General features: G+C 71.2%; 22 protein-coding genes and 1 rRNA gene. 18 read left to right on the top strand and 5 right to left on the bottom strand.

The window, feature by feature from the left end; translation table 11 throughout:
- The 18 genes from rrf to D8M34_RS14295 all read left to right on the top strand — a co-directional run bounded on the left by rrf (position 1) and on the right by D8M34_RS14295 (position 17,655).
- Positions 1 to 116: ribosomal RNA gene (gene rrf, locus D8M34_RS14380) — 5S ribosomal RNA — on the top strand.
- Positions 117 to 191: 75 nt separating this feature from the next.
- Positions 192 to 2,174: a primosomal protein gene (locus D8M34_RS19570; protein WP_238695668.1), complete on the top strand. Its 1,983-nt coding sequence runs from the start codon at positions 192 to 194 to the stop codon at positions 2,172 to 2,174.
- Positions 2,174 to 3,223, top strand: a complete 1,050-nt coding sequence (locus D8M34_RS14370) for an HAD-IIA family hydrolase (RefSeq protein ID WP_062633875.1) — start codon at positions 2,174 to 2,176, stop codon at positions 3,221 to 3,223. Before D8M34_RS19570 ends, D8M34_RS14370 begins: the two co-directional genes overlap by 1 nt.
- Before the next feature lie 49 nt (positions 3,224 to 3,272).
- The gene (locus D8M34_RS14365; RefSeq protein WP_126894327.1) at positions 3,273 to 3,452 is read left to right on the top strand and encodes a hypothetical protein; all 180 of its coding nucleotides are present in this window, start codon (positions 3,273 to 3,275) and stop codon (positions 3,450 to 3,452) included.
- Positions 3,449 to 4,246 (top strand): TlyA family RNA methyltransferase, encoded by a 798-nt coding sequence (locus D8M34_RS14360; protein WP_126894326.1) that lies wholly within the window; start codon positions 3,449 to 3,451, stop codon positions 4,244 to 4,246. The genes D8M34_RS14365 and D8M34_RS14360 overlap by 4 nt, the downstream gene beginning before the upstream one ends.
- Complete coding sequence (locus tag D8M34_RS14355; protein WP_126894325.1) at positions 4,243 to 5,160, top strand: NAD kinase; 918 nt, start codon at positions 4,243 to 4,245, stop codon at positions 5,158 to 5,160. The genes D8M34_RS14360 and D8M34_RS14355 overlap by 4 nt, the downstream gene beginning before the upstream one ends.
- On the top strand, positions 5,157 to 6,839 hold the full coding sequence (recN, locus tag D8M34_RS14350; RefSeq protein ID WP_126894324.1) for a DNA repair protein RecN: 1,683 nt from the start codon (positions 5,157 to 5,159) through the stop codon (positions 6,837 to 6,839). Before D8M34_RS14355 ends, recN begins: the two co-directional genes overlap by 4 nt.
- A 26-nt stretch (positions 6,840 to 6,865) precedes the next feature.
- Positions 6,866 to 8,560 carry a CTP synthase gene (locus tag D8M34_RS14345; RefSeq protein WP_029989884.1) on the top strand — a complete coding sequence of 565 codons (1,695 nt, stop codon included), beginning with the start codon at positions 6,866 to 6,868 and terminating at the stop codon, positions 8,558 to 8,560.
- The gene (locus D8M34_RS14340; protein ID WP_126894323.1) at positions 8,553 to 9,149 is read left to right on the top strand and encodes an NUDIX domain-containing protein; all 597 of its coding nucleotides are present in this window, start codon (positions 8,553 to 8,555) and stop codon (positions 9,147 to 9,149) included. Before D8M34_RS14345 ends, D8M34_RS14340 begins: the two co-directional genes overlap by 8 nt.
- A gap of 2 nt (positions 9,150 to 9,151) precedes the next feature.
- On the top strand, positions 9,152 to 10,054 hold the full coding sequence (xerD, locus tag D8M34_RS14335; protein ID WP_126894322.1) for a site-specific tyrosine recombinase XerD: 903 nt from the start codon (positions 9,152 to 9,154) through the stop codon (positions 10,052 to 10,054).
- Between the two features lie 157 nt (positions 10,055 to 10,211).
- A complete protein-coding gene (locus D8M34_RS14330; protein ID WP_164498181.1) occupies positions 10,212 to 11,045 on the top strand; it encodes a ParA family protein in 834 nt (277 codons plus the stop codon).
- A complete protein-coding gene (locus D8M34_RS14325) occupies positions 11,029 to 11,901 on the top strand; it encodes a segregation and condensation protein A (protein WP_025105144.1) in 873 nt (290 codons plus the stop codon). The genes D8M34_RS14330 and D8M34_RS14325 overlap by 17 nt, the downstream gene beginning before the upstream one ends.
- Entirely contained in the window at positions 11,891 to 12,514 is a 624-nt protein-coding gene (scpB, locus tag D8M34_RS14320; RefSeq protein ID WP_025105143.1) for an SMC-Scp complex subunit ScpB, read from the top strand. The genes D8M34_RS14325 and scpB overlap by 11 nt, the downstream gene beginning before the upstream one ends.
- On the top strand, positions 12,511 to 13,308 hold the full coding sequence (locus tag D8M34_RS14315; RefSeq protein WP_025105142.1) for a pseudouridine synthase: 798 nt from the start codon (positions 12,511 to 12,513) through the stop codon (positions 13,306 to 13,308). The genes scpB and D8M34_RS14315 overlap by 4 nt, the downstream gene beginning before the upstream one ends.
- The gene (locus D8M34_RS14310; RefSeq protein ID WP_025105141.1) at positions 13,305 to 14,441 is read left to right on the top strand and encodes a prephenate dehydrogenase; all 1,137 of its coding nucleotides are present in this window, start codon (positions 13,305 to 13,307) and stop codon (positions 14,439 to 14,441) included. The genes D8M34_RS14315 and D8M34_RS14310 overlap by 4 nt, the downstream gene beginning before the upstream one ends.
- Positions 14,434 to 15,132, top strand: coding sequence for a (d)CMP kinase (gene cmk / locus D8M34_RS14305; protein ID WP_025105140.1), 699 nt, complete (start codon positions 14,434 to 14,436; stop codon positions 15,130 to 15,132). The genes D8M34_RS14310 and cmk overlap by 8 nt, the downstream gene beginning before the upstream one ends.
- Complete coding sequence (gene der / locus D8M34_RS14300) at positions 15,125 to 16,645, top strand: ribosome biogenesis GTPase Der (RefSeq protein WP_025105139.1); 1,521 nt, start codon at positions 15,125 to 15,127, stop codon at positions 16,643 to 16,645. Before cmk ends, der begins: the two co-directional genes overlap by 8 nt.
- A 62-nt stretch (positions 16,646 to 16,707) precedes the next feature.
- Complete coding sequence (locus D8M34_RS14295; RefSeq protein WP_126894321.1) at positions 16,708 to 17,655, top strand: NUDIX domain-containing protein; 948 nt, start codon at positions 16,708 to 16,710, stop codon at positions 17,653 to 17,655.
- A gap of 182 nt (positions 17,656 to 17,837) precedes the next feature.
- On the opposite strand, the gene D8M34_RS14290 is transcribed toward D8M34_RS14295, so the two are convergent.
- The 5 genes from D8M34_RS14290 to D8M34_RS14270 all read right to left on the bottom strand — a co-directional run bounded on the left by D8M34_RS14290 (position 17,838) and on the right by D8M34_RS14270 (position 21,524).
- Positions 17,838 to 19,319 (bottom strand): HNH endonuclease signature motif containing protein, encoded by a 1,482-nt coding sequence (locus D8M34_RS14290; protein ID WP_126894320.1) that lies wholly within the window; start codon positions 19,317 to 19,319, stop codon positions 17,838 to 17,840.
- A gap of 39 nt (positions 19,320 to 19,358) precedes the next feature.
- Positions 19,359 to 19,733, bottom strand: a complete 375-nt coding sequence (locus D8M34_RS14285) for an RNA-binding S4 domain-containing protein (protein WP_126894319.1) — start codon at positions 19,731 to 19,733, stop codon at positions 19,359 to 19,361.
- Positions 19,733 to 20,401: a lysoplasmalogenase family protein gene (locus D8M34_RS14280; protein WP_126894318.1), complete on the bottom strand. Its 669-nt coding sequence runs from the start codon at positions 20,399 to 20,401 to the stop codon at positions 19,733 to 19,735. The genes D8M34_RS14285 and D8M34_RS14280 overlap by 1 nt, the downstream gene beginning before the upstream one ends.
- A 62-nt stretch (positions 20,402 to 20,463) precedes the next feature.
- Positions 20,464 to 20,919, bottom strand: a complete 456-nt coding sequence (locus tag D8M34_RS14275) for a hypothetical protein (protein WP_126894317.1) — start codon at positions 20,917 to 20,919, stop codon at positions 20,464 to 20,466.
- Positions 20,916 to 21,524 carry a GNAT family N-acetyltransferase gene (locus D8M34_RS14270; RefSeq protein ID WP_126894316.1) on the bottom strand — a complete coding sequence of 203 codons (609 nt, stop codon included), beginning with the start codon at positions 21,522 to 21,524 and terminating at the stop codon, positions 20,916 to 20,918. Before D8M34_RS14270 ends, D8M34_RS14275 begins: the two co-directional genes overlap by 4 nt.
- Positions 21,525 to 21,634 lie beyond the last annotated feature (110 nt).

Here is a 21,634-nt window from a genome sequence, read left to right as displayed (position 1 = left end):
TCGGCGGCCATAGCGTGAGGGAAACGCCCGGTCACATTCCGAACCCGGAAGCTAAGCCTCACAGCGCCGATGGTACTGCAGGGGGGACCCTGTGGGAGAGTAGGACACCGCCGGACTCCTTTTAGTCGAAATGGCCACCCATCGTTGGGTGGCCATTTTGCGTTTACAGCACGAAGAGAACAGGGAGCACCATGCCGGAAGAGGAAGAGCGCCGTCCACGTCGCAACGACGACAGGAACCAGCGCAACGATCGTCCTTCCGGAGGTCGCCCCGTCTACCGCGACGGCGCATCTCGCTCCGGCGACCGCGGCCCGCGTCGTGAGGGTGGCTACAACCGTGACGGTGCCCCGCGTCGCGAAGGTGGCTACAGCCGTGATGGTGGTGCGCCGCGTCGTGAGGGCGGCTACAACCGCGATGGTGGTGCGCCTCGTCGCGAGGGCGGCTACAACAACCGTGACGGTGCTGCCCCCCGCCGTGAAGGCAGCTACAACCGCGATGGTGGTGCGCCTCGTCGCGAAGGCGGCTACAACAACCGTGACGGCGCCCCGCGTCGCGAAGGCGGTTACAACCGCGATGGTGCTCCGCGTCGTGAGGGCGGTTACAACCGCGATGGTGCTCCGCGTCGTGAGGGTGGCTACAACCGTGACGGTGGTGCTCCTCGTCGCGAAGGCGGCTACAACCGTGACGGTGGTGCGCCTCGTCGCGAAGGCGGCTACAACAACCGTGACGGCGCCCCGCGTCGCGAAGGTGGTTACAACCGCGATGGTGCGCCCCGTCGTGAGGGCGGCTACAACCGTGACGGTGGTGCCCCTCGTCGCGAGGGTGGCTATAACCGTAACGGTGGTGCCCCTCGTCGCGAGGGTGGCTACAACCGTGACGGTGGTGCCCCTCGTCGTGAGGGCGGCTACAACCGTGACGGTGGTGCGCCCCGTCGTGAGGGTGGCTACAACCGTGACGGTGGTGCCCCTCGCCGCGAGGGTGGTTACAACCGCGACGGTGGTGCGCCCCGTCGCGAGGGTGGCTACAACCGGGACAGCGCTCCGCGTCGCGAAGGCGGCTACAACCGTGACTCCGGTCCTCGTCGCGAGGGCGGCTACAACCGTGACTCCGCTCCGCGTCGCGAGGGCGGGTTCGAGCGTGAGCGGGGGAGTGACCGGTCGCGGCCCTTCCCGCAGCGCGGCGGGGCTGGGCGGGAGCGTCCGGCCAACGCGGCGAACGAGCGTCCGCGCTTCGACGAGCCCCGCGTCCCGGACGAGGTCACCGCGCGCGACCTGCACCCGTCCGCGCGCAACGAGCTGAAGACGCTGAGCAAAGAGAACGCCGAGTTCGTCGCTCGTCACCTGGCGATGGCCTCCCGGCTGATCGACGAGGACCCCGCTCTGGCGCACGAGCATGCGCTGGCGGCGTCGCGTCGTGCCGGCCGGATCGCGATCGTCCGCGAGACCCTCGGCATCACCGCCTATGCGACCGGCGACTTCGCCTTGGCGCTGCGCGAGCTGCGTACCTACCGCCGGATCTCCGGCAAGGATGACCAGATCGCCCTCATGGTCGACAGCGAGCGCGGTATCGGGCGCCCCGACCGCGCCCTCGAGACCGGTCGGGCGGTGGACCGATCAGCTCTGACCACGCCCGTGCGAGTCGCCCTGGCTATCGCGATGTCGGGTGCCCGGCTCGACCAGGGAGACCTCGAGCTGGCGCTCGGAGAGCTCGAGATCCCGGAGCTGGACCCGGACCGCGCATTCGAGTGGAGCCCCGCGCTGTTCGCCGCGCGCGCCGCCGTCCTGGAGGACCTCGGGCGTACGGACGAAGCCGAGTTCTGGGCGCGTCGTGCCGAGGTCGCCGCCGAGGCTCTCGGTGTCGACGAGGCCGGCGACGAAGAGCTCTACGTGGAGGACGGCCTCATCGAGGACGGGTTCTCCGACGACGAGTTCTCCGACGTTGATGTCGCTTCTGTCGAGGACGAGGACGCGACCGAAGCCGACGACGCGACCGAAGCCGAGGACGCGACCGAAGCCGACGACGCGGCCGAAGCTCCCGACACGACCGAGGCCCCCGAGCCCGCGGAGCCGTCCATCGAGGACGAGGTGCGCGAGCTGCTCGGCGAGGACGACGAAACGGACGACGACGAGACGGAGGACGACTCGCCCTCCGCGTCCGAGAAGCCGGAGGCGTAGTGGGGCTCTTCACAGCGAAGGCGCGGAAGCGGCCGGCGGGTCGCACGCCGCTCGAAGGCGTTGACACCGTCCTCGCCGACCTCGACGGCGTGGTCTATGCCGGTCCCGGCGCTCTGCCGCATGCGGTGGAGAGCCTGAACGCGGCGGCGCACGCGGTGCGTCTCGGCTACATCACGAACAACGCCTCGCGCACCGACGCCTCGGTGGCCGCGCACCTCACGAGTCTCGGGCTCGACGTGGCTCCGCAGGACGTCGTCACGAGCCCGCAGGCGGCGATGCGTCTGCTGTCCGGGATCGTGCCGGCGCCGGCGACGATCCTCGTGGTGGGCGGCGACGGCCTCGTCGACGAGGTGCAGAAGGCCGGGTACACGGTCACGCGCAGCGCCGAGGACGCGCCGCAGGCCGTGGTCCAGGGCTTCGCGCCCGAGGTCGCCTGGACCGACCTCGCCGAAGCGGCGTTCGCCCTCAAGGTCCCCGAGGACGAGGGCGGCATCCCGTGGATCGCCACGAACACCGACTGGACGATCCCGCGCGAGCGGGGCGTCGCCCCGGGGAACGGCACTCTCGTGTCCGCCGTGCACACCGCGATCGGTCGGCTGGCGACGGTGGCGGGCAAGCCGGAGACCCCGATCTTCGAGGAGGCGCTCGCCCGTTTCGGCGCGGCGAAAGCGCTCTTCATCGGTGACCGCCTCGACACCGACATCATGGGTGCCAGCCGTGCGGGCATCGAGTCCGCCCTGGTGCTGACCGGTATCGACCGTCCCAAGCACGTCCTCGCCGCGCCCGAAGGATCGCGCCCGACCTATATCCTCGGCGACCTGCGCGGTCTGCACGAGCCGTACCCCGAGCCCACCGTGACCGACGGCGTGTTCGACGTGAACGGTGCCGCCGTCCGCGTCCGGGGCGCAGACGTCGAGATCGTCGCCGAGTCCGGCGACCAGCTCGACCTGCTCCGTGCGGGCGCCGCCGCGATCTGGGCGTCCGGGACGCCGGTGTTCGTCCTCCGGGTTCCGGAACGGCTGTACGCGGACCCGTTCCACCGCCCCTGAGCCACGCGTGGCGCCGCCGCCCGTCGGCGGTGCCGCGTACAGTGGAAGCGTGAGCGATGAGACGACGACCAGCGCGCCGACGGACGGCCTGTGGAGTCGTCTGCGCCTGATCGAAGGGCAGCCGCTCGCCGCACGCGCGGACGCGTACTCGGCCCTGCACGACGATCTCTCGCGACGACTCGAGAGCGGATCCCGGCACGACCTGCGGGAGACCCCGGGACCACGATGACGCGACTCGACGCCGCCCTCGCCGCCCGAGGACTCGCCCGTTCGCGCACGCATGCCGCCACCCTCATCGCCGACGGCCTCGTGAGCGTCGACGGCCGTCCGGTCGTGAAGGCCTCGACCGCGGTCAGCGACGACAACACCATCACGGTCGCCGGCGCCGACCACTACGTCAGCCGCGCGGCGCACAAGCTCGTCGCCGGGCTCGACGGCTTCGGCATCCCGGTGCAGGGACGCCTCGCGCTCGACATGGGGGCCTCGACCGGCGGTTTCACGCAGGTGCTGCGGGAACGCGGCGCGCGCCGTGTCCTCGCCGTGGATGTCGGCCACGGTCAGCTCGCCCCCGCGGTCGCCGCCGACCCCGGCGTCATCGCCGTCGAGGGCTTCAACGTGCGGCACATGACGCGTGACAGCCTCACCGCAGCGACGGGGGAGTCCACGTCGCCCGACCTGGTGGTGGGCGACCTCTCCTTCATCTCGCTCGAGCTCGTGCTGCCCGCGGTGGTCGCCGTGGCCGCGCCGGGCGCCGACGTGCTGCTGCTGGTCAAGCCGCAGTTCGAGGTCGGGAGGACCGCGGTGCGCGGCGGCCTCGTCACCGACCCCGCCACCCGGGCCGATGCCGTCGCCCGCGTGGTGTGGAGCGCGTGGGACGCCGGGATGGGGATGGCGGGGCTCGTCTCCTCCCCGATCCTCGGGACCCACGGCAATGCGGAGTATCTCGTGCACCTCGTGCCGGGCGGCGGCAGCAATCCGACAGAATGGATGGACACCATCAACCGGCTGGCAGGGGGACGATGAACGAGCGCAGGATCCTGGTCGTCGCCCACGCGGGTCGCGTCGACACCGTCGCGGCCGCCCGTCGGGTGATCGACGCCCTCCGCGGTGCGGGGGTCCGTCCCGTCCTGGCAGCCGACGACCATGCCGAGCTCGCCGCAGTCGATGCGTTCTTCGCGGACGTCGAGGTGCTGGACGCCTCCGGACCGGTGACGCTCGAGCTCGCGATCGTCCTCGGGGGCGATGGCACGATCCTCCGCGCGGCAGAGCTCGTCCGTGACAGCGGCGCTCCGGTGCTCGGCATCAACATGGGTCACGTCGGCTTCCTCGCGGAGATCGACCGGGACGACATGGACGACGCGATGCGCCGCGTCATCGCCCGCGACTACGAGGTCGAGGAGCGCCTGGCACTGTCGGTGCGCGTGAAGGACGCCTCGGGCGACGTCGTCTTCGAGACCTGGGCCCTGAACGAGGCGACCGTCGAGAAGGCGAGCCGCGAGCGCATGATCGAGGTGGTGCTCGAGATCGACGGGCGCCCGCTGTCGAGCTTCGGCTGCGACGGCATGGTCATCTCCACCCCGACCGGCTCGACCGCCTACAACTTCTCCGCCGGCGGCCCGGTCATCTGGCCGACGGTCGAGGCCATCGCGGTGGTCCCGCTGTCGGCGCACGCGCTCTTCGCGAAGCCGCTCGTGGTGAGCCCCGAGGCGGCCGTGGCGATCGAGATGCTGGAGCGGACGGATGGCTCCGGCATCCTCTGGTGCGACGGCCGTCGTTCCCACGACCTTCCGCCGGGAGCCCGCGTCGTGGTGCGTCGCTCGTCGCGCCCGGTCCGCCTCGCGCGTCTGCACCCCACGGCGTTCACGAACCGTCTCGTGCGGAAGTTCCAGCTGCCCGTCGAAGGATGGCGCGGACAGGAGCGGAGGAGCGACGCATGATCGAGGAGATGCGCATGCAGGGGCTCGGCGTGATCGCCGACGCCGTCCTGCCGCTCGGGCCCGGCTTCACGGCCATCACCGGAGAGACGGGCGCGGGTAAGACCATGGTCGTCACCGGGCTCGGGCTGCTCCTCGGCCAGCGCGCCGACTCGGGCGCCGTGCGCAAGGGAGCCGCGCAGGCCTCGGTGGCCGGGGTGTGGATCGTGCCCGAGAAGGGCGAGGTCGCCGACATCGTGGCCGAGGCCGGGGGAGAGCTGGAGCCGGCCGGTGCCGGCACCGCTGAGCTCTATGTCTCGCGCACCCTCAGTGCCGAGGGCCGCAGTCGCGCGAGCGTCGGTGGGCGGGCCGCGCCGGCAGGGGTGCTGTCCTCGCTCGCGGACGAGCTCATCGTCGTGCACGGACAGTCCGAGCAGCTGCGGCTGCGCTCGGCCGCCGCGCAGCGCGACGCCCTCGACCGCTTCGGCGGCGAACCGATCGCCCGGGCGCTGGAGGAGTACCAGGCCGCGTTCGAGCGCTGGCGAACGCTCGACGCCGAGATCATCGACATCACCGCGAACCGTGACCGGCGTGCCGAGGAGGCCGCCCGGCTGCGGGAGGACCTCGCCCTGATCGAGGCGACCGCCCCCGAGGAGGGCGAGGACGAGGAGCTGACGGCTCGTGCCGAGCGCCTCGCGAACGCGGAGGAACTCCGCGTCGCCGCCGCCCTGGCCCACGGAGCCCTCTCGAACGAGGAGGGCGAGCCCGATGCCTCGGCGCTGGTCGCGGAAGCGCGCCGAGCGATCGAGCGCGTGTCCGACCCGAAGCTCGCGGAAGTCGCGGAGACCCTGGCCGACATCGGCTACCGCATTGCCGACGCCGCCGGTGTGCTCTCCGGCTTCCTCGCCGACCTCGACGAGTCCGGTCCGCACGAGCTGGCCGCCGTCGAGGAGCGCCGGGCCGCGCTCGGCGTCCTCATCCGTCAGCACGGCTCGCTGGCCGAGGCCCTGGCGCTGTGGCAGACCGGATCCGCGCGGCTGGCCGAACTCGACGACGACGGAGAGCGCCTGGAACGCCTCACCGCTGAGCGCGACGCGGCCAGGACGGAACTCGACGCCCGGGCCGACGCTCTCACCGCGGCCCGGAGCGAGGCAGCCGGCCGACTCGGCGAGGCCGTGACCGCCGAGCTGCACGCGCTGGCGATGCCGGACGCGCGCCTGGAGGTCTCTGTGGCCCCGGGGGCCGAGAGCACCCACGGCCGCGACGACGTCGCCATCCTGCTCGCCCCGCATCCCGGCGCCGAACCCCGCTCGGTCGCCAAGGGCGCCTCCGGCGGCGAGCTGTCGCGGGTGATGCTCGCGATCGAGGTCGTCATCGCGGCGACCGATCCCGTGCCCACCTTCGTGTTCGACGAGGTCGACGCGGGCATCGGCGGCGCGGCGGCGATCGAGGTGGGTCGGCGACTCGCCCGACTCGCCGAGAAGTCGCAGGTGATCGCCGTCACCCATCTCGCGCAGGTCGCCGCCTTCGCGAACAACCATCTCACCGTCGTGAAATCGCACGACGGCGCCGTCACCGCGTCCAGCGTGCGGCGGCTCGACGGGGAGGAGCGCGAGGCCGAGATGGCCCGTCTGCTCTCCGGACTCGCGGATTCCGATGCCGCACTCACCCACGCCCGCGAGCTTCTCAGCCTCGGCGTCTGAATGAACTGTTAGGATAGAAGCCCGTGATGAACTCTTCTTCTGCGGGGCCCAAGAACGACACGACCAAGCACATCTTCGTGACTGGTGGTGTCGTTTCGTCTTTGGGCAAGGGGCTCACCGCGGCCAGCCTGGGCAACCTCCTGACCGCTCGCGGACTCCGCGTGGTCATGCAGAAGCTCGACCCGTATCTGAACGTCGATCCGGGCACCATGAACCCGTTCCAGCACGGCGAGGTGTTCGTCACCGACGACGGTGCGGAGACCGACCTCGACATCGGCCACTACGAGCGCTTCCTCGACATCAACCTGTCCGAGGCGGCCAACGTCACGACCGGTCAGATCTACTCGCAGGTGATCGCCCGCGAGCGTCGCGGCGAGTATCTCGGCGACACCGTGCAGGTCATCCCGCACATCACCGACGAGATCAAGCGCCGCATGCGGCTGCAGGCCACCGAGGACCCGCGTCCCGACGTGATCATCACCGAGGTCGGCGGCACCGTCGGCGACATCGAGTCGCAGCCGTTCCTCGAGTCGGCCCGCCAGCTGCGTCACGAGCTCGGCCGCGACAGCGTGTTCTTCGTGCACGTCTCGCTCGTGCCGTTCATGGGCGCGTCCGGCGAGCAGAAGACCAAGCCGACCCAGCACTCGGTCGCCGCGCTCCGTCAGGTCGGCATCCAGCCCGACGCCCTCGTGCTCCGCAGCGACCGCCCGGTGAGCGCGAGCAACCGCAACAAGATCGCTCTGATGTGCGACGTCGACGTCGAAGGCGTCATCAACACCGTCGACCTGCCGAGCATCTACGACATCCCGTCGACCCTCAACGAGCAGGGCCTCGACTCCTACATCGTGCGCCGCCTCGGCCTCGACCAGAAGGCGGACGACGTCGACTGGACGCGCTGGAACAAGGTGCTGCACGCGGTGCACAACCCGAAGCACGAGGTCACGATCGGCCTCGTCGGCAAGTACATCGACCTTCCGGACGCCTACCTGTCCGTGACGGAGGCCCTCAAGGCGGGCGGCTTCGCGCAGGAGACCAAGGTCAACATCCGCTGGATCCCGTCCGACCTCTGCGAGACGCCGGAGGGCGCGCAGGAGCAGCTGGCCGAGCTGGACGGCATCTGCGTCCCCGGAGGCTTCGGCATCCGCGGCATCGAGGGCAAGCTGGGTGCGCTGAAGTTCGCCCGCGAGCAGGGCATCCCGACCCTCGGCCTCTGCCTCGGTCTGCAGTGCATGGTCATCGAGTACGCCCGCGACGTGGCCGGGATCGCCGGAGCCTCGTCCAGCGAGTTCGACCCGGACACCGCGGAGCCCGTCATCGCGACCATGGCCGAGCAGATCGAGATCCTCGACGGCGGCGACCTGGGCGGCACCATGCGCCTCGGCCTCTACCAGGCGGCCCTCGCGGAGGGCTCGCTGGCGCGCGAGGTCTACGGCGCCGCCGAGGTGTCCGAGCGTCACCGTCACCGCTACGAGGTCAACAACGCCTACCGCGATCGCCTGTCCGAGGCCGGTCTGGTGTTCTCGGGCCTCAACCCGGAACTCGACCTCGTCGAGTACGTCGAGCTGCCGCGCGACGTGCACCCGTATTACATCGCCACCCAGGCGCACCCGGAGCTGCGCTCGCGTCCGACCGACCCGCACCCGCTGTTCCGCGGGCTCGTCGGCGCGGCCATCGCCCGCCACCGCGCGAGCGAGCTGTTCGACGTGCCCGTCGATGAGTGAGTCGGAGGCGACGGCCGTCGCGGAGCCGCTGCGCGACGAGCCCTTCGAGCCGGAGGTCGTGAGCAGCGACCTCGTCTACGAGGGGCGCGTCTGGGACGTGCGCTCCGACCGGGTCCGCTACGGCGAGGGCGAGATCGTGCGACAGTACGTCGCCCACCCCGGGGCCGTCGCGATCCTCGCGCTGGACGACGAGGGACGGGTGCTGCTCATCCAGCAATACCGTCACCCGATCCGCCACCGCGACTGGGAGCTGCCGGCCGGCCTCCTCGATATCGCGGGGGAGGAGCCGTTGGCGGCCGCCCGACGCGAGCTCGCGGAGGAGGCCGACCTCGTCGCCGCGCACTGGGAGCCCCTGGTGTCGTCGTGGACCACGCCGGGAGGCAACGACGAGCTCATCCAGGTGTTCCTCGCGACGGGGCTCACCGCCGCCGCGGCCGCGCACGCCCGCGAAGACGAGGAGGCGGACATCCGCCTCGCCTGGCTTCCCCTCGAGGAGGCGATCGCCGGAGTCCTGGCGGGACGCCTGCGCAACGGCATCCTCGCGCTCGGCGTGCTGGCGACCGCGCAGAGGCTGCGCGACCGGAGCTGAGCATGCAGCTCGATCGCGCCCTCGACGCGTATCTGCGTCACGTCACGATCGAGCGCGGGCTCAGCGCGCACACGGTCGGCGCCTACCGGCGGGACCTCGAGGGCTACCGGGACTGGCTCACGGCGGAGGGGATCGACGACACGGCGGACATCACGCCCGCCGTCATCGACCGCTTCGTCGCCGACCGCGCCTCGGCGGAGCCGCCCCCGGCCGCGACGAGTCTGGCGCGCCTGCAGTCCTCGGTGCGCGGCTGGCACCGGTTCCTCGCCCGTGAGGGCATCGAGGCGGACGATCCGACCGGACGGCTCCGCCCGCCGAAGACCCCGCGGCGGCTGCCGAAAGCCCTCACGATCGACCAGGTGGAGCGGCTGCTCGCCGCGCCGTCGGCCGAGGAGCCGCTCGGTATCCGCGACCGGGCGCTGCTGGAGCTCCTCTACGCCACGGGCGCCCGGGTGTCGGAGGCGGTCGGGCTCGACGTCGACGACATGGCGCACGGCGAGGTGCTGCGCCTGCGGGGCAAGGGCTCGAAGGAGCGCATCGTCCCGGTGGGGTCGTACGCCCGTGCCGCCGTCGACGCCTACCTCACCCGGGTCCGCCCGGAGCTCGCCGCGAAGGGCCGCGCATCGGCCCGGCTCTTCCTCGGCGCACGCGGTGCCCCGCTCTCGCGACAGAGCGCCTGGCTGGTGATCCGTTCCGCCGCGGAGCGCGCACAGCTCACGACCGAGGTCTCCCCGCACACGCTGCGCCACTCGTTCGCGACGCACCTCCTGCAGGGCGGTGCCGACGTGCGGGTGGTGCAGGAGCTGCTGGGGCACTCCTCGGTCGCGACGACGCAGATCTACACGCATGTGTCGGTGGATGCTCTCCGTGACATCTACGCGACCTCTCATCCCCGGGCGCGCTGACCGCGCAGGCCGCGGCCGGTACCGGGACCGCCGCGCGCCGAGCCGGCTGGGGAACGCTGGGCGGCTACAATCGAGCAAGCACGAAGGAGCAGGAGAACCGGTGGCTGAGAAAGTGGCGAAGTCCAGGGCGAAGGCGCAGAAGGCCGACGACACCCCCATGGGACCCACCGGCCGTCCGTACCAGGGCTTCCCGATCCCGGCGCCTCTGAAGTCTCACGGCCCGGCCCGCATCATCGCGCTCTGCAACCAGAAGGGCGGCGTCGGCAAGACGACCACCTCCATCAACCTCGCCGCCGCGCTCGCGGAGTACGGCCGCAAGGTGCTCGCCGTGGACTTCGACCCGCAGGGCGCGCTGTCCGCCGGTCTCGGCATTCAGACGCACGACGTCCCGACGGTCTACGACCTCCTGCTCGACACGAAGCGCGACGCGCACGACGCGATCGTGCACTCGAACGTGCCCGGTCTCGACGTCCTTCCCGCGAACATCGACCTCTCCGCCGCGGAGGTGCACCTCGTCAACGAGGTCGCCCGCGAGACGATCCTCGCCCGCGTGCTGCGCCAGGTGGCGGGGGAGTACGACGTCATCCTCATCGACTGCCAGCCGTCGCTCGGTCTGCTGACCGTGAACGCGCTGACGGCGGCGCACGGCGTCATCATCCCGCTCGAGTGCGAGTTCTTCGCGCTCCGCGGTGTCGCGCTCCTCATCGAGACCATCGACAAGGTCCGCGACCGGCTCAACCCCTCCATCGAGATGGACGGCCTGCTGGCGACGATGTACGACCCGCGCACGCTGCACTCGCGCGAGGTGCTGGAGCGCGTCGTGGAGGCGTTCGGCGACGACGTGCTGGAGACCGTCATCGGCCGCACCGTGAAGTTCCCGGACGCGTCGGTCTCGGGGGTCCCGATCACCGAGTTCGCTCCGGAGCACGCGGCCGCACAGGCATACCTGCGGCTGGCCAGGGAGCTGGTCGCCCGTGGCGCCGTCGCCTGACGAGCTCGGTACCGCTGAGGTCCCGGCACCCGCCGAGGCGATCGACACCGCGGAGCCGTCCTCCGCCGACGATGCCGCTGGGTTCCGCGTCTCGCTGTCCAACTTCGACGGCCCCTTCGACCTCCTGCTGAACCTCATCTCGAAGCACGAGATGGACATCACCGAGGTGTCGCTGAGCGCCGTCACCAACGAGTTCATCGCGTACCTCGCCGACCTGGAGGACGAGGAGGAGCTCGACCAGGCGTCGGAGTTCCTCGTCGTCGCCGCGACCCTGCTCGACATGAAGGTGGCGGGCCTGCTGCCGCAGGGCGAGCTCGTCGACGCCGAGGCCGTCGCCCTGCTCGAAGCGCGCGACCTGCTCTTCGCCCGTCTCCTGCAGTACCGCGCGTTCAAAGAGGTCTCCGCATGGTTCTCGCGGTGCCTGCAGCGGGAGGACCGCCGTCATGTGCGTGCGGTACCGCTGGAGGAGAAGCACCGGAAGCAGACACCAGAGCTCGTCTGGTCGCTCACGCCCGACGACTTCGCGGCGCTGGCGCTGCTGGCCTTCGCGCCGAAGGAGATCCCGCACGTCGGACTCGACCACTTGCATGCGCCCTTGGTCAGCATCCGCGAGCAGGCCGCGATCGTCGTCACGCTGCTGCGCGGCACCGAGTCGCTGAGCTTCCGCGAGCTGGTCGCGGGCGTCTCGGAGCCGGGTATCGTCGTGGCCCGCTTCATCTCGGTGTTGGAGCTGTACCGCCACGCGGCGCTCTCCTTCGAACAACTGGAACCGCTCGGGGAGCTCACCCTCCGCTGGGCCGCCGACTCCTGGTCGGACGAGACACTCGCGACCCTGGGGGCCGACTATGACCGATGACGTGACTGCGGCAGAGACCGGCCTCCCCGACGAGCCCGACGCCGCGACGGGTTCCGAGCTGCCGCTCAGCGAGCGTGTGGAGGCGATCCTCTTCATCGTCGACGAGCCGATCGGCCTGGTGGCCCTCGCCGCCGCGGTCGGCGCGCCGGTGCCCGCCGTCCGGCAGACGGTCGAGTCGCTGGTCGAGGACTACGACGGTCGAGGCGCGGGTCCGCGGCGCGGCTTCGAGCTGCGGGAGGTCGGCGGTGGATGGCGGCTCTACGTCCGCGAGGACCTCGATCCGGTCGTGGCGGAGTTCGTCGGCGGTCAGGCGCCGGCCCGGCTCTCCCAGGCGGCGCTGGAGACGCTCGCGGTGATCGCGTACAAGCAGCCGGTGACCCGGAGCCAGGTGGCCTCGATCCGCGCGGTCAACGTCGACTCCGTGGTCCGCACCCTCCTCGCGCGGGGGCTGATCACCGAACTGTTCGCCGATTCCGAGACCGGCGCGATCAACTACGGCACAACCGATGCGCTCCTCCAGCATCTCGGCATCAACTCTCTGGATGAGCTTCCGCCGATCTCGCCGCTCCTCGACGACGGCGCCGACGGCTTCGACGAAGGGACGGTCCGATGACCACCGACGCCCACGATTCCAGCGCCCCCGAGGGCGTGCGACTGCAGAAGGTGCTCGCCGCGGCTGGTGTCGCCTCCCGTCGGGTCGTCGAGCAGTACATCGTCGAGGGACGCATCCGGGTGAACGGCCAGGTGGTCACCGAGCTCGGCCGCCGCATCGACCCGGAGCGGGACCTCGTGGACGTGGACGGCACCGCGGTGCAGCTCGACGTGTCCAAGCGGTACGTGATGCTGAACAAGCCGACGGGTGTGGTCAGCAGCATGCGCGACGAGAGCGGACGCCCCGATCTCCGACGCTTCACGAAGGACTACGAGGAGCGGCTGTACAACGTCGGGCGTCTGGACGCCGAGACCAGCGGACTGCTGCTGCTCACCAACGACGGCGAGCTCGCGCACGTCCTCGCGCATCCCTCCTTCGGCGTCACCAAGGTCTACATCGCGAAGGTCGAGGGGAGCGTGACGGCGCAGACTATCTCGAAGCTCACGAAGGGCATCGAGCTGGAGGACGGCCCCATCGCCGCCGACAAGGCTCGGCTGCTGGACACGTCGCGCGGCTCGAGCCTCGTGGAGCTCACGCTGCACTCCGGCCGCAACCGGATCGTGCGCCGGATGATGGCCGCGGTCGGCCATCCGGTCACGGAACTCGTGCGGCGGCAGTTCGGTCCGTTGCACCTGGGAACCCTCCCGGCGGGCCGGACGCGGGAACTGAGTAAAATCGAACTCGGCGCGCTGCTGACTCTCGCGCGCCGGGAATCCGGTGTCGCCGAGGCGCCAGGCGAGCAGGAGAGCGAATGACCCAGACGACGAGTGCGCCCGCGGCGCGGAAGAGCGGTGCCGTGGCGCCGCGTCTGTCCGGCACCGTGCGCATCGTCGGCGCCGGGCTGCTCGGTGCCAGCGTCGGCCATGCCCTGCGTGCGAAGGGCATCGACGTCGTCCTCACCGACGCGTCCCCTGCGCAGCTGCGCCTCGCCGTCGACTACGGCGCCGGACGCCTTCCGCAGGATGACGACGCCCCGGTGCTCGTCGTCGTGGCCGTGCCGCCGGACGTGACCGCCGACGTGATCCAGGCCGAGCTCGAGCGGTACCCCGACGCCGTCGTGACCGATGTCGCGAGCGTGAAGCTCGAGCCGTTCCGCACACTCCGGGAGCGGGGCGTGAACCTCGCCCGCTACATCGGCTCGCACCCGCTCGCCGGTCGGGAGCGCGGCGGGGCGATCTCGGCGAGAGCCGATCTCTTCATCGGCCGGCCGTGGGTCGTGTGCCGCGACGAGGACACCACCGCGCGCGACCTCGCGCTGGTCGAGGCGCTGGCCCTCGACGTCGGCGCGATGCCGCTGGAGATGACTCCGGAGGAGCACGACCGCTCCGTCGCCCTCACCTCGCACGTGCCGCAGGTCGTCGCGAGCCTCCTCGCCGGTCGTCTGGCCGGGGCCGAGGAGGGCGCTCTCCGCCTGGCCGGGCAGGGCGTGCGAGACACGACGCGCATCGCCGCGTCCGCTCCGGAACTGTGGGTGCAGATCCTCGGGGCCAACGCCGGTCCCGTCGTCGAGATCCTCGACGCGCTCGCGACCGACCTGAGCGAGGTCGCCGACGCGCTGCGCGCTCCCGGGGCCCCGGGTGCCCGACGCGTGCTCGCCGAGACCATCCGCCAGGGCAACGACGGCGTCGAGCGCCTTCCCGGCAAGCACGGGCAGAACCGACGCTTCGAGACACTGGTCGTCATGGTCGACGACACCGCCGGTCAGCTGGGTCGCCTGTTCGGCGAGCTCGGCGAGCTGGGCGTCAACGTCGAGGACCTGCGACTGGAGCACTCTCCGGGCGCGCAGTTCGGCCTCGCCGAGATCAGTGTCGACCCCGCGGCGCTGCACGGCGCGATCACCGGGCTCCAGGAACGCGGCTGGCGCATCGCAGGGAACACCAATGACTGACACCTCCACCATCTCCGCCACGAAGTTCATCGCCATCGACGGGCCCGCCGGGTCCGGGAAGTCGAGCGTCTCCAAGGCGATCGCGCGTCGCGAGGGCTTCGGCTACCTCGACACCGGGTCGGCCTACCGGGCTCTCGCCTGGCATGTGCTCGATCGCGGTGCAGACACCGACGACGCTGAGGCCGTGCGCGCCGCGGCCGCCGACTTCCCCGTCCGCCTCGGGCTCGATCCGGACGACCGCACGGTGCGCGTCGGCGACGTCGACGTGACGGACGCGATCCGCGAACCCCGCGTGTCCGGTGCCGTGAGCGGCGTGGCCCGCGTGCCGGAGGTGCGCGCCCAGGTCAACGAGCTCTTCCGGGCGCTGGTCGCCGAGGCGCCGTACCCGGCCGTCGTCGTCGAAGGACGCGACATCACGACCGTCGTGGCACCGGATGCCCCCGTGCGCATCCTGCTGACCGCGGCACCGGAGGTGCGGGCCGCCCGTCGCGCGGGCGAACTCGCGGGCGAGAACGCCGCCGCCGTGGCGGATGCCCTGCACAAGCGCGACGCCTCCGACAGTGCGGTCGTCGACTTCCTCAACGCCGCGGAGGGCGTGGAGGTCGTCGACTCGACCGCACTCGATTTCCCCCAGACCATCGACGCCGTCCTCTCGGTGATCGAACGACTCCGAGGAGCAGACCGTGGCTGACGACGAATATGAAGGCGGTCCCGATCAGCTCGCCGAGAAGCTCGAGCAGATCGATGACCAGCTCGCCGAGCAGCGCGCGGAGACCCTGCGCGCCGGGCTCGCCGACTACGAACTCGACGACGAGGACGCCGCGCTCCTCGCCGGCGTGGCGCTGGGCGAGGACGGCATCGAGTTCCTGCCTGCGCTCCCCGTGGTGGCGATCGTCGGGCGGCCGAACGTGGGCAAGTCCGCGCTCGTGAACCGGATCCTCGGCCGTCGCGAGGCGGTCGTGGAGGACACCCCCGGCGTCACCCGCGACCGCGTCACGTACAAGGCCGAGTGGAACGACCGCCGCTTCACGGTCGTCGACACCGGCGGCTGGGAGCCCGACGCCCGCGGCATCGACCGTTCGGTCGCGGCGCAGGCCGAGGTCGCGATCGACCTCTCCGATGTCGTGCTGTTCGTCGTGGACGCCATGGTGGGCGCCACCTCGACCGACGAGCACGTCGTGAAGCTGCTGCGCAAGAGCGGCAAGCCGGTCTTCCTCGTCGCCAACAAGATCGACGACGCGCGTCAGGAGCCGGAAGCGGCCGCCCTGTGGAACCTCGGTCTCGGGGAGCCGCACCCGGTCTCCGCGATCCACGGTCGTGGTGTCGCCGACCTCCTCGACGCCGTGCTGACGAAGCTGCCGGAGATCTCCGCGGTGGCGAAGCAGGAGATCGGCGGCCCGCGCCGCGTCGCGATCCTCGGACGCCCGAACGTCGGCAAGTCCTCGCTGCTGAACAAGGCCGCGGGGGAGGAGCGTGTGGTCGTCAACGATCTCGCCGGCACGACGCGCGACCCCGTGGACGAGGTCGTGGAGCTCGGCGGCAAGATGTGGCGCCTCGTCGACACGGCCGGTATCCGTCGCCGCGTGCACATGGCGCAGGGCGCCGACTTCTATGCGTCGCTGCGCACGTCTGCCGCGCTGGAGAAGGCCGAGGTCGCCATCGTCGTCCTCGACGTGTCGGAGTCGATCAGCGAGCAGGACGTGCGGATCATCGACCTCGTGCTCGAGTCCGGTCGCGCGCTCGTCCTGGCGTTCAACAAGTGGGATCGCCTCAACGACGACGACCTGGAGAACGCCGACCGCCGCCGCTACCTGGAGCGCGAGATCGAGCAGGACCTCGCCCATGTGGCCTGGGCCCCGCGGGTCAACATCTCGGCGAAGACGGGTCGTCACCTCGACAAGCTCGTCCCCGCGCTCGAGATGGCGCTGGAGAACTGGGACCGCCGCATCCCGACCGGGAAGTTCAACGCGTTCCTCGCCGAGCTCGTCGCCGAGCACCCGCACCCGGTGCGCGGCGGGAAGCAGCCGCGCATCCTCTTCGGGACGCAGGCCTCGACCCGTCCGCCGACGTTCGTGCTGTTCACGACCGGTTTCCTCGACCCGGGCTACCGCCGGTTCATCCAGCGCCGCCTGCGCGAGCTCTACCCGTTCGAGGGCACGCCGATCGTCATCAACATGCGCGTGCGGGAGCGCCGACAGCGCTGACTCGTTGCCGCGCATGTCGCGGCGGTGGCGCCGGAGCCCCGATGCTGTGAAAAGCTGAGGGGGTGACTGTCGTACCTCCCGCCGCCGGTGAACCGCGTCGCCCCGAGGGGCCGCGCGATCCCGGCGATGCCTGGGTGGTCGCGGACACCGGTGAGCGGTACTGGGGGCGCTTCGGTGCGGCCGGTCTCCTCGCCGTCGATCCGGAGCGCGGCATCCTGCTGCAGCACCGCGTGGCGTGGAGCCACTTCGGCGGCACCTGGGGCCTGCCCGGCGGCGCGCTGCACGAGGGCGAGGCGGCCATCGTGGGCGCCGTGCGCGAGGCGCAGGAGGAGGCGGGAGTGCCGGATGGTGCGGTGCGGCCGCGCTTCACGAGCGTGCTCGACCTCGGCATCTGGTCGTACACCACCGTCGTCGCCGATGTCCGGACGCCGTTCGACCCGGTGATCAGCGACCCCGAGAGCGTCGCGTTGTCGTGGGTGCCCGTCGAGGACGTGGACGGGCTGCCCCTGCACCCCGGCTTCGGTGCGGCGTGGCCGATGCTGCGGGCTCAGCTCTCGGCGCACCCGGTGGTCGTGGTCGACACCGCCAATGTCGTGGGCTCGGTGCCGGACGGCTGGTGGAAGGATCGCGCCGGAGCCGCCGCACGACTGCGCGATCGTCTGACCGGGCTGGCCGTGCCCGCGGACGACCTCGGCCTCGCGGGGGACGCCTGGTTCCCGGAGGTCTCGCTCGTCGTGGAAGGTCGCGCGCGGGACATCGCGGAGGCCGCTGCGGGGGGATCGCCGGCAGATGCGGCTGCCGCAGAAGCCGGAGTCGCGAGCTCGGCCCTGGACGTCGTGCGCGCGGAGGGCGCCGGTGACGACGCGATCGTGGCCGAGGTCGCACGCCGAGTCGCGAGCGCGTCGCCGGTTCTCGCGGTGACCAGTGACCGCGAGCTGCAGTCCCGCGTCGAGGCCGCCGGGGCGCAGGTGCGCTCGAGTGGCTGGCTCCTTCGTCTGCTCGACGCCTAGAGCGAGACGCGGGCGCCACGCTCCGCGGATCCCGGTACTCGTACAGTGGCGTGGCGTGGTCTGACTTCGCGCGGCACGGCGTGGTCTGACGTCGCGCGGTACGGCGTGGTCTGGCCTGGCGCGGATCGACGTGGCCTGCGCCACTGCGCTCGAAGGACCCGTCATCGTGATGGCGGCGCGCTTCAGGCGAAGGCGACCCGACGTGGGGCGCGATCGGCGTGGACCGCGCCGAGGGGACTTCGCCATTCGAGGACCCCACCGGGTCGCTGTCGCACTGTCCAGCGCTGAGGCTCCGGGATATCGGGGTGTTTCAGCACATGGTGTCCGCGGCAGAGATGCGCGAGGTTGTCGACGCGGGTCGGGCCGCCCTTCGCGTGATCCCAGGTGTGGTCGATGTCGCAGCGGTGTACCGGCTGGCGGCATCCGGGGAACCGGCAGTGCTGATCGCGAGCCCGAAGCAAACGGCGCATGCTCTCGGTCGGGCTGTAGGCGTCCGTTTCGATGACCTGCCCGTGCGGATCGAGGAACAACCGCGTCCAGCCCCCGTCGCGACCGGCCAGAGCCCGCGCGATGTCCGGGTGCAGAGCGCCGTGTCCGTCCAGTTCGGCCGGACGGTCGTCGAGCCCCGCGAGGGTCGTCGCCGCCACGGTCACCTGCAGGCGGCCGCGCACCCCGATGAGACCGTCGCCCTCGACGGCGCTCGGATCGGCGGTGAGGAGCAGATCGGTCAGAAGGTCGGCCTGCACCTGGCTCCAGGTGCGGGTGTCTGCGGGGAGCGATTCCGCCTCGGGATCGAGGGCGAAGGTGTCGCCGTCGACGCTGGAGATCTTTGTGTCCGACCGAGTCTCGCCGCACGGGCGATCCGTCGCGAAGCGGTCGGCGGTCAGCACTTCGTGGTGCGCAGGTGCCAGACGCGGCGTCGCTTCATCCGACCCCGATGCCGCATCGCGCGCAGTTTCCGCATCACGCGCAGTCCCCGCATCACGCGCGGGACCCGCATCGCGGGCCTGGATCACCGTGCGGGTGAGCTGGCTCAACCGGTCGGCGATCGCCACCGCCGCCCATTCCGGGAGTATGGCCGTCAGGACCGCGAGGCCGTCGTCGACCGATCGCACCGTGACGCAGCGCTCGTCTGCGGCGCGGCGGTGTCGCTCCGTGATCGTCTCGCCGACGAGCGCGGAGGCGACGCGGCGGGCATGCCCCCGCGTGCGCGCCGCGGTCTCGGCTTCGGCGACGACGAGCACCGCCGTCTCGAACAGTGCCATCGTCTCTGGCGCGACGACACGGTTGCGGATGGCCTCGGCCACCACGGCGCTCGCCCGTGCGACCTCGCGGACGTGTGCGGAGCTCAGAGCCCCCGTGTGGAAGGCCTCTCGCACGCGGGGGAGTGCGGTACTCAGGGCGAGAGCGTCGGCGAACGCGAACTCCATGGTGCCGGTGGATAGATGCGCCGCTGTCGCGAACTCGGCGACCATCGAGCGGTGGATGGCATCACGGTGGTGCGGGGCCGCGGCCACGTCTTCGTCATGGAAAGCGATCTGCGCCACCAGCAGCTCCGCAGCCTCTGCCTCCAGCGCTGCGATGCGTCGACGGGTCGCCGTCCAGGCGTCTCGCACGCGCCTCCGCTCCTCCAGGTCGAGGGGTGCGGTCGGCTGGTTAGTCATACCTCGATTTTAGAACGTATGTTCGAATCGAGGAAGGGTTCAGTCGTGTTGTATATCGCCTCGTCCGCGGAGGCGGTCGATGTCTCGACGCTCCCGCTTCGTCGGTCGTCCGGCGCCGCGGTCCCGGACGCCGAGGGCTGCCTGCGGCTCGCGTTCCGGCGTCCTGTCCTCGTAGGCGAGGGCGGCCAGCGGTGCGCCGACGCGCTTGGCGAGGATCTGGCGCACGATCAGGATCCGATCGAAGCCCGCGATGCGGATGCGGAGCTCATCGCCCACGCGGATCGCCTGTGCAGCCTTCGCCTTGTCGCCGTTGACGCGCACATGCCCCGCACGGCATGCGGTGGTCGCCGCCGACCGGGTCTTGTAGACGCGCACCGCCCAGAGCCAGCTATCCACCCGCGCACTGTCGACCATCAGGCGGCCCTCCGCTGCAGGGAGACGAGGGCGCCGGCGATGATCAGCCCCTGGCCGAGTGTGTACGTGAGCATCACGGCGGGGCTGCTCCAGGCCGGGAGCGCGTCGGGCAGGAAGAGTCGGAAAGCGAGGATCGTGTCGCTCGCCAGGAAGAACGCGCCGCCCGTCGCGACCAGCGGATGGCATCGTGCGGCGAACGCGGCGGTGCCCGCGAGGAGCAGGCCATACAGGGCGACGCCGACGAGGAGAGGGCCCGTGTGCGGGCCGAGGACGAGGATCATCGCGAGCCACCAGACGGCGTAGATCGCGGTCCACCACGGCGGGCGGCGGCGCGCGAGGTGGCGGGCGAAGAGGACGATGTAGGCGATGTGCGCGAGGCCGAAGAAGGCGAGCATGAGCGGAAGCTCGGGTGCTGCGGGGAAAAGCGCGCCCGCGCCGTCACCCAGCCAGGAGAAGAGCAGGGCGACGAGGAGCAGAGCCACCGTCACGGGTGGGCGGATCCGTCGCGCCGCCACCAGGACCGGTACCGCGAGCAGCGGCATGAGCAGCAGCTTCGTCGGACCCGCGAGATCGTGGCCGAGCGCCAGAAGCACGACGTGCAGGGCGGAGACCGCGGCGTAGGGGACGAACGCACACACGATCGCGGAAGGGAGGGTGCGGCGCTGCATCCCTCCATCGTATGACCGGAGGGGCATGTCGTCCCGAAGGCGGTCGATCGAACCGGTCCGCCTCAGGACTCGACGGTGACCGTCGCGACGGCACCCTCGGCGTCGAGGTGGACGGCGGGCCAGTAGCCCTCCGGGAAGTGCTCGCCGCAGGAGTCCGTGAAGTGAAGGACGACGGTGCCGTCGCCGGAGGCTTCGATGGTCTCGAGATCCAGGTCGTCCGCCGCCTCGTCGAGCTCGGTGGGGTCTGGGTTTCCGGTGCTGAACGTCGTGACCACGGCGTCCGAGGCGACGCGGCGGAGGCCCGGGAGGGCGGCGACGACCGTACGCAGACGGGGGAGCAGCGGAGCGACCTCGTCCGGCGACGCGCCCTCGACCATCAACTCGTAGGTGCGGCCGTCGACCTCGACGCTGCCGACGAACCAGTCGTGGGTGAGGGCGGAGCCGTCGTCGAGCTCGGAGGTCGCCCGGTGGAGCGGTCCGAGGTCGGGATCATCGACAGAGGAGTTCGCGGCACTCATGCCTTCACGCTATCGCTCTCGTTCGGTGCGATTTCCAGGGCGACGAGCACGCGCCCCGGCTTCATCACCGCCTTCTCCGTGAAACCCGCGCGGAGGAACGTCCCGAGTGTGCCGTGGTACAGATCGTTCGCGCGCTGCTTCTCGCCGCGGGTGTCGACGGGATACCCCTCGACGACGCGGGCGCCGGACTCCCGCGCAAAGGCGATCGCGGCGTCGAGCAGCTCCGCGTTGAGCCCGGTGCCCCGATGGTCCCTGCGGACGACGAAGCAGGTGACGGCCCACACGGACTCGTCGTCGAACGGCTCGGTGCTCGACGCGGCGATCATTCGGGTGCGGGGGATCCGGGCCTGACGGGTGCGCGGGCCGATGCGGATCCAGCCCGCGGCCTCGCCGTCGACGTACGAGACCAGCCCGGGAGGGGGACCCTCGTCGATCTCGGCGCGGAACATCTCCGTGCGCTGAGGTGTGGTCGTCTGATTCCAGTCCTTGTTCGGCAGCACCGGCCAGATGCACTGGCAGCTCGCCCCATCGCCCCCGCCGGTGAGTGCGTGCTGCACGTCATCCCAGCGGGCGGTCGTCGCCAGCGCGGTCGTGATCGTCGACATGCAGGCGACCGTACAAGCAGCTTCCGACACCCCGCAACGCCTCGGTTCGCGAGAGGGCCTCCGGTGCGGCTAAGATAGGGGAGTTGCCTGCGCGAGAGTGCAGAACAACG

Source organism: Microbacterium sp. HSID17254 (assembly GCF_003989315.1).
Lineage (GTDB): Bacteria > Actinomycetota > Actinomycetes > Actinomycetales > Microbacteriaceae > Microbacterium.
Note: the sequence above shows the minus strand (reverse complement) of the source record. Positions and strands in the feature narration are given on the sequence as shown.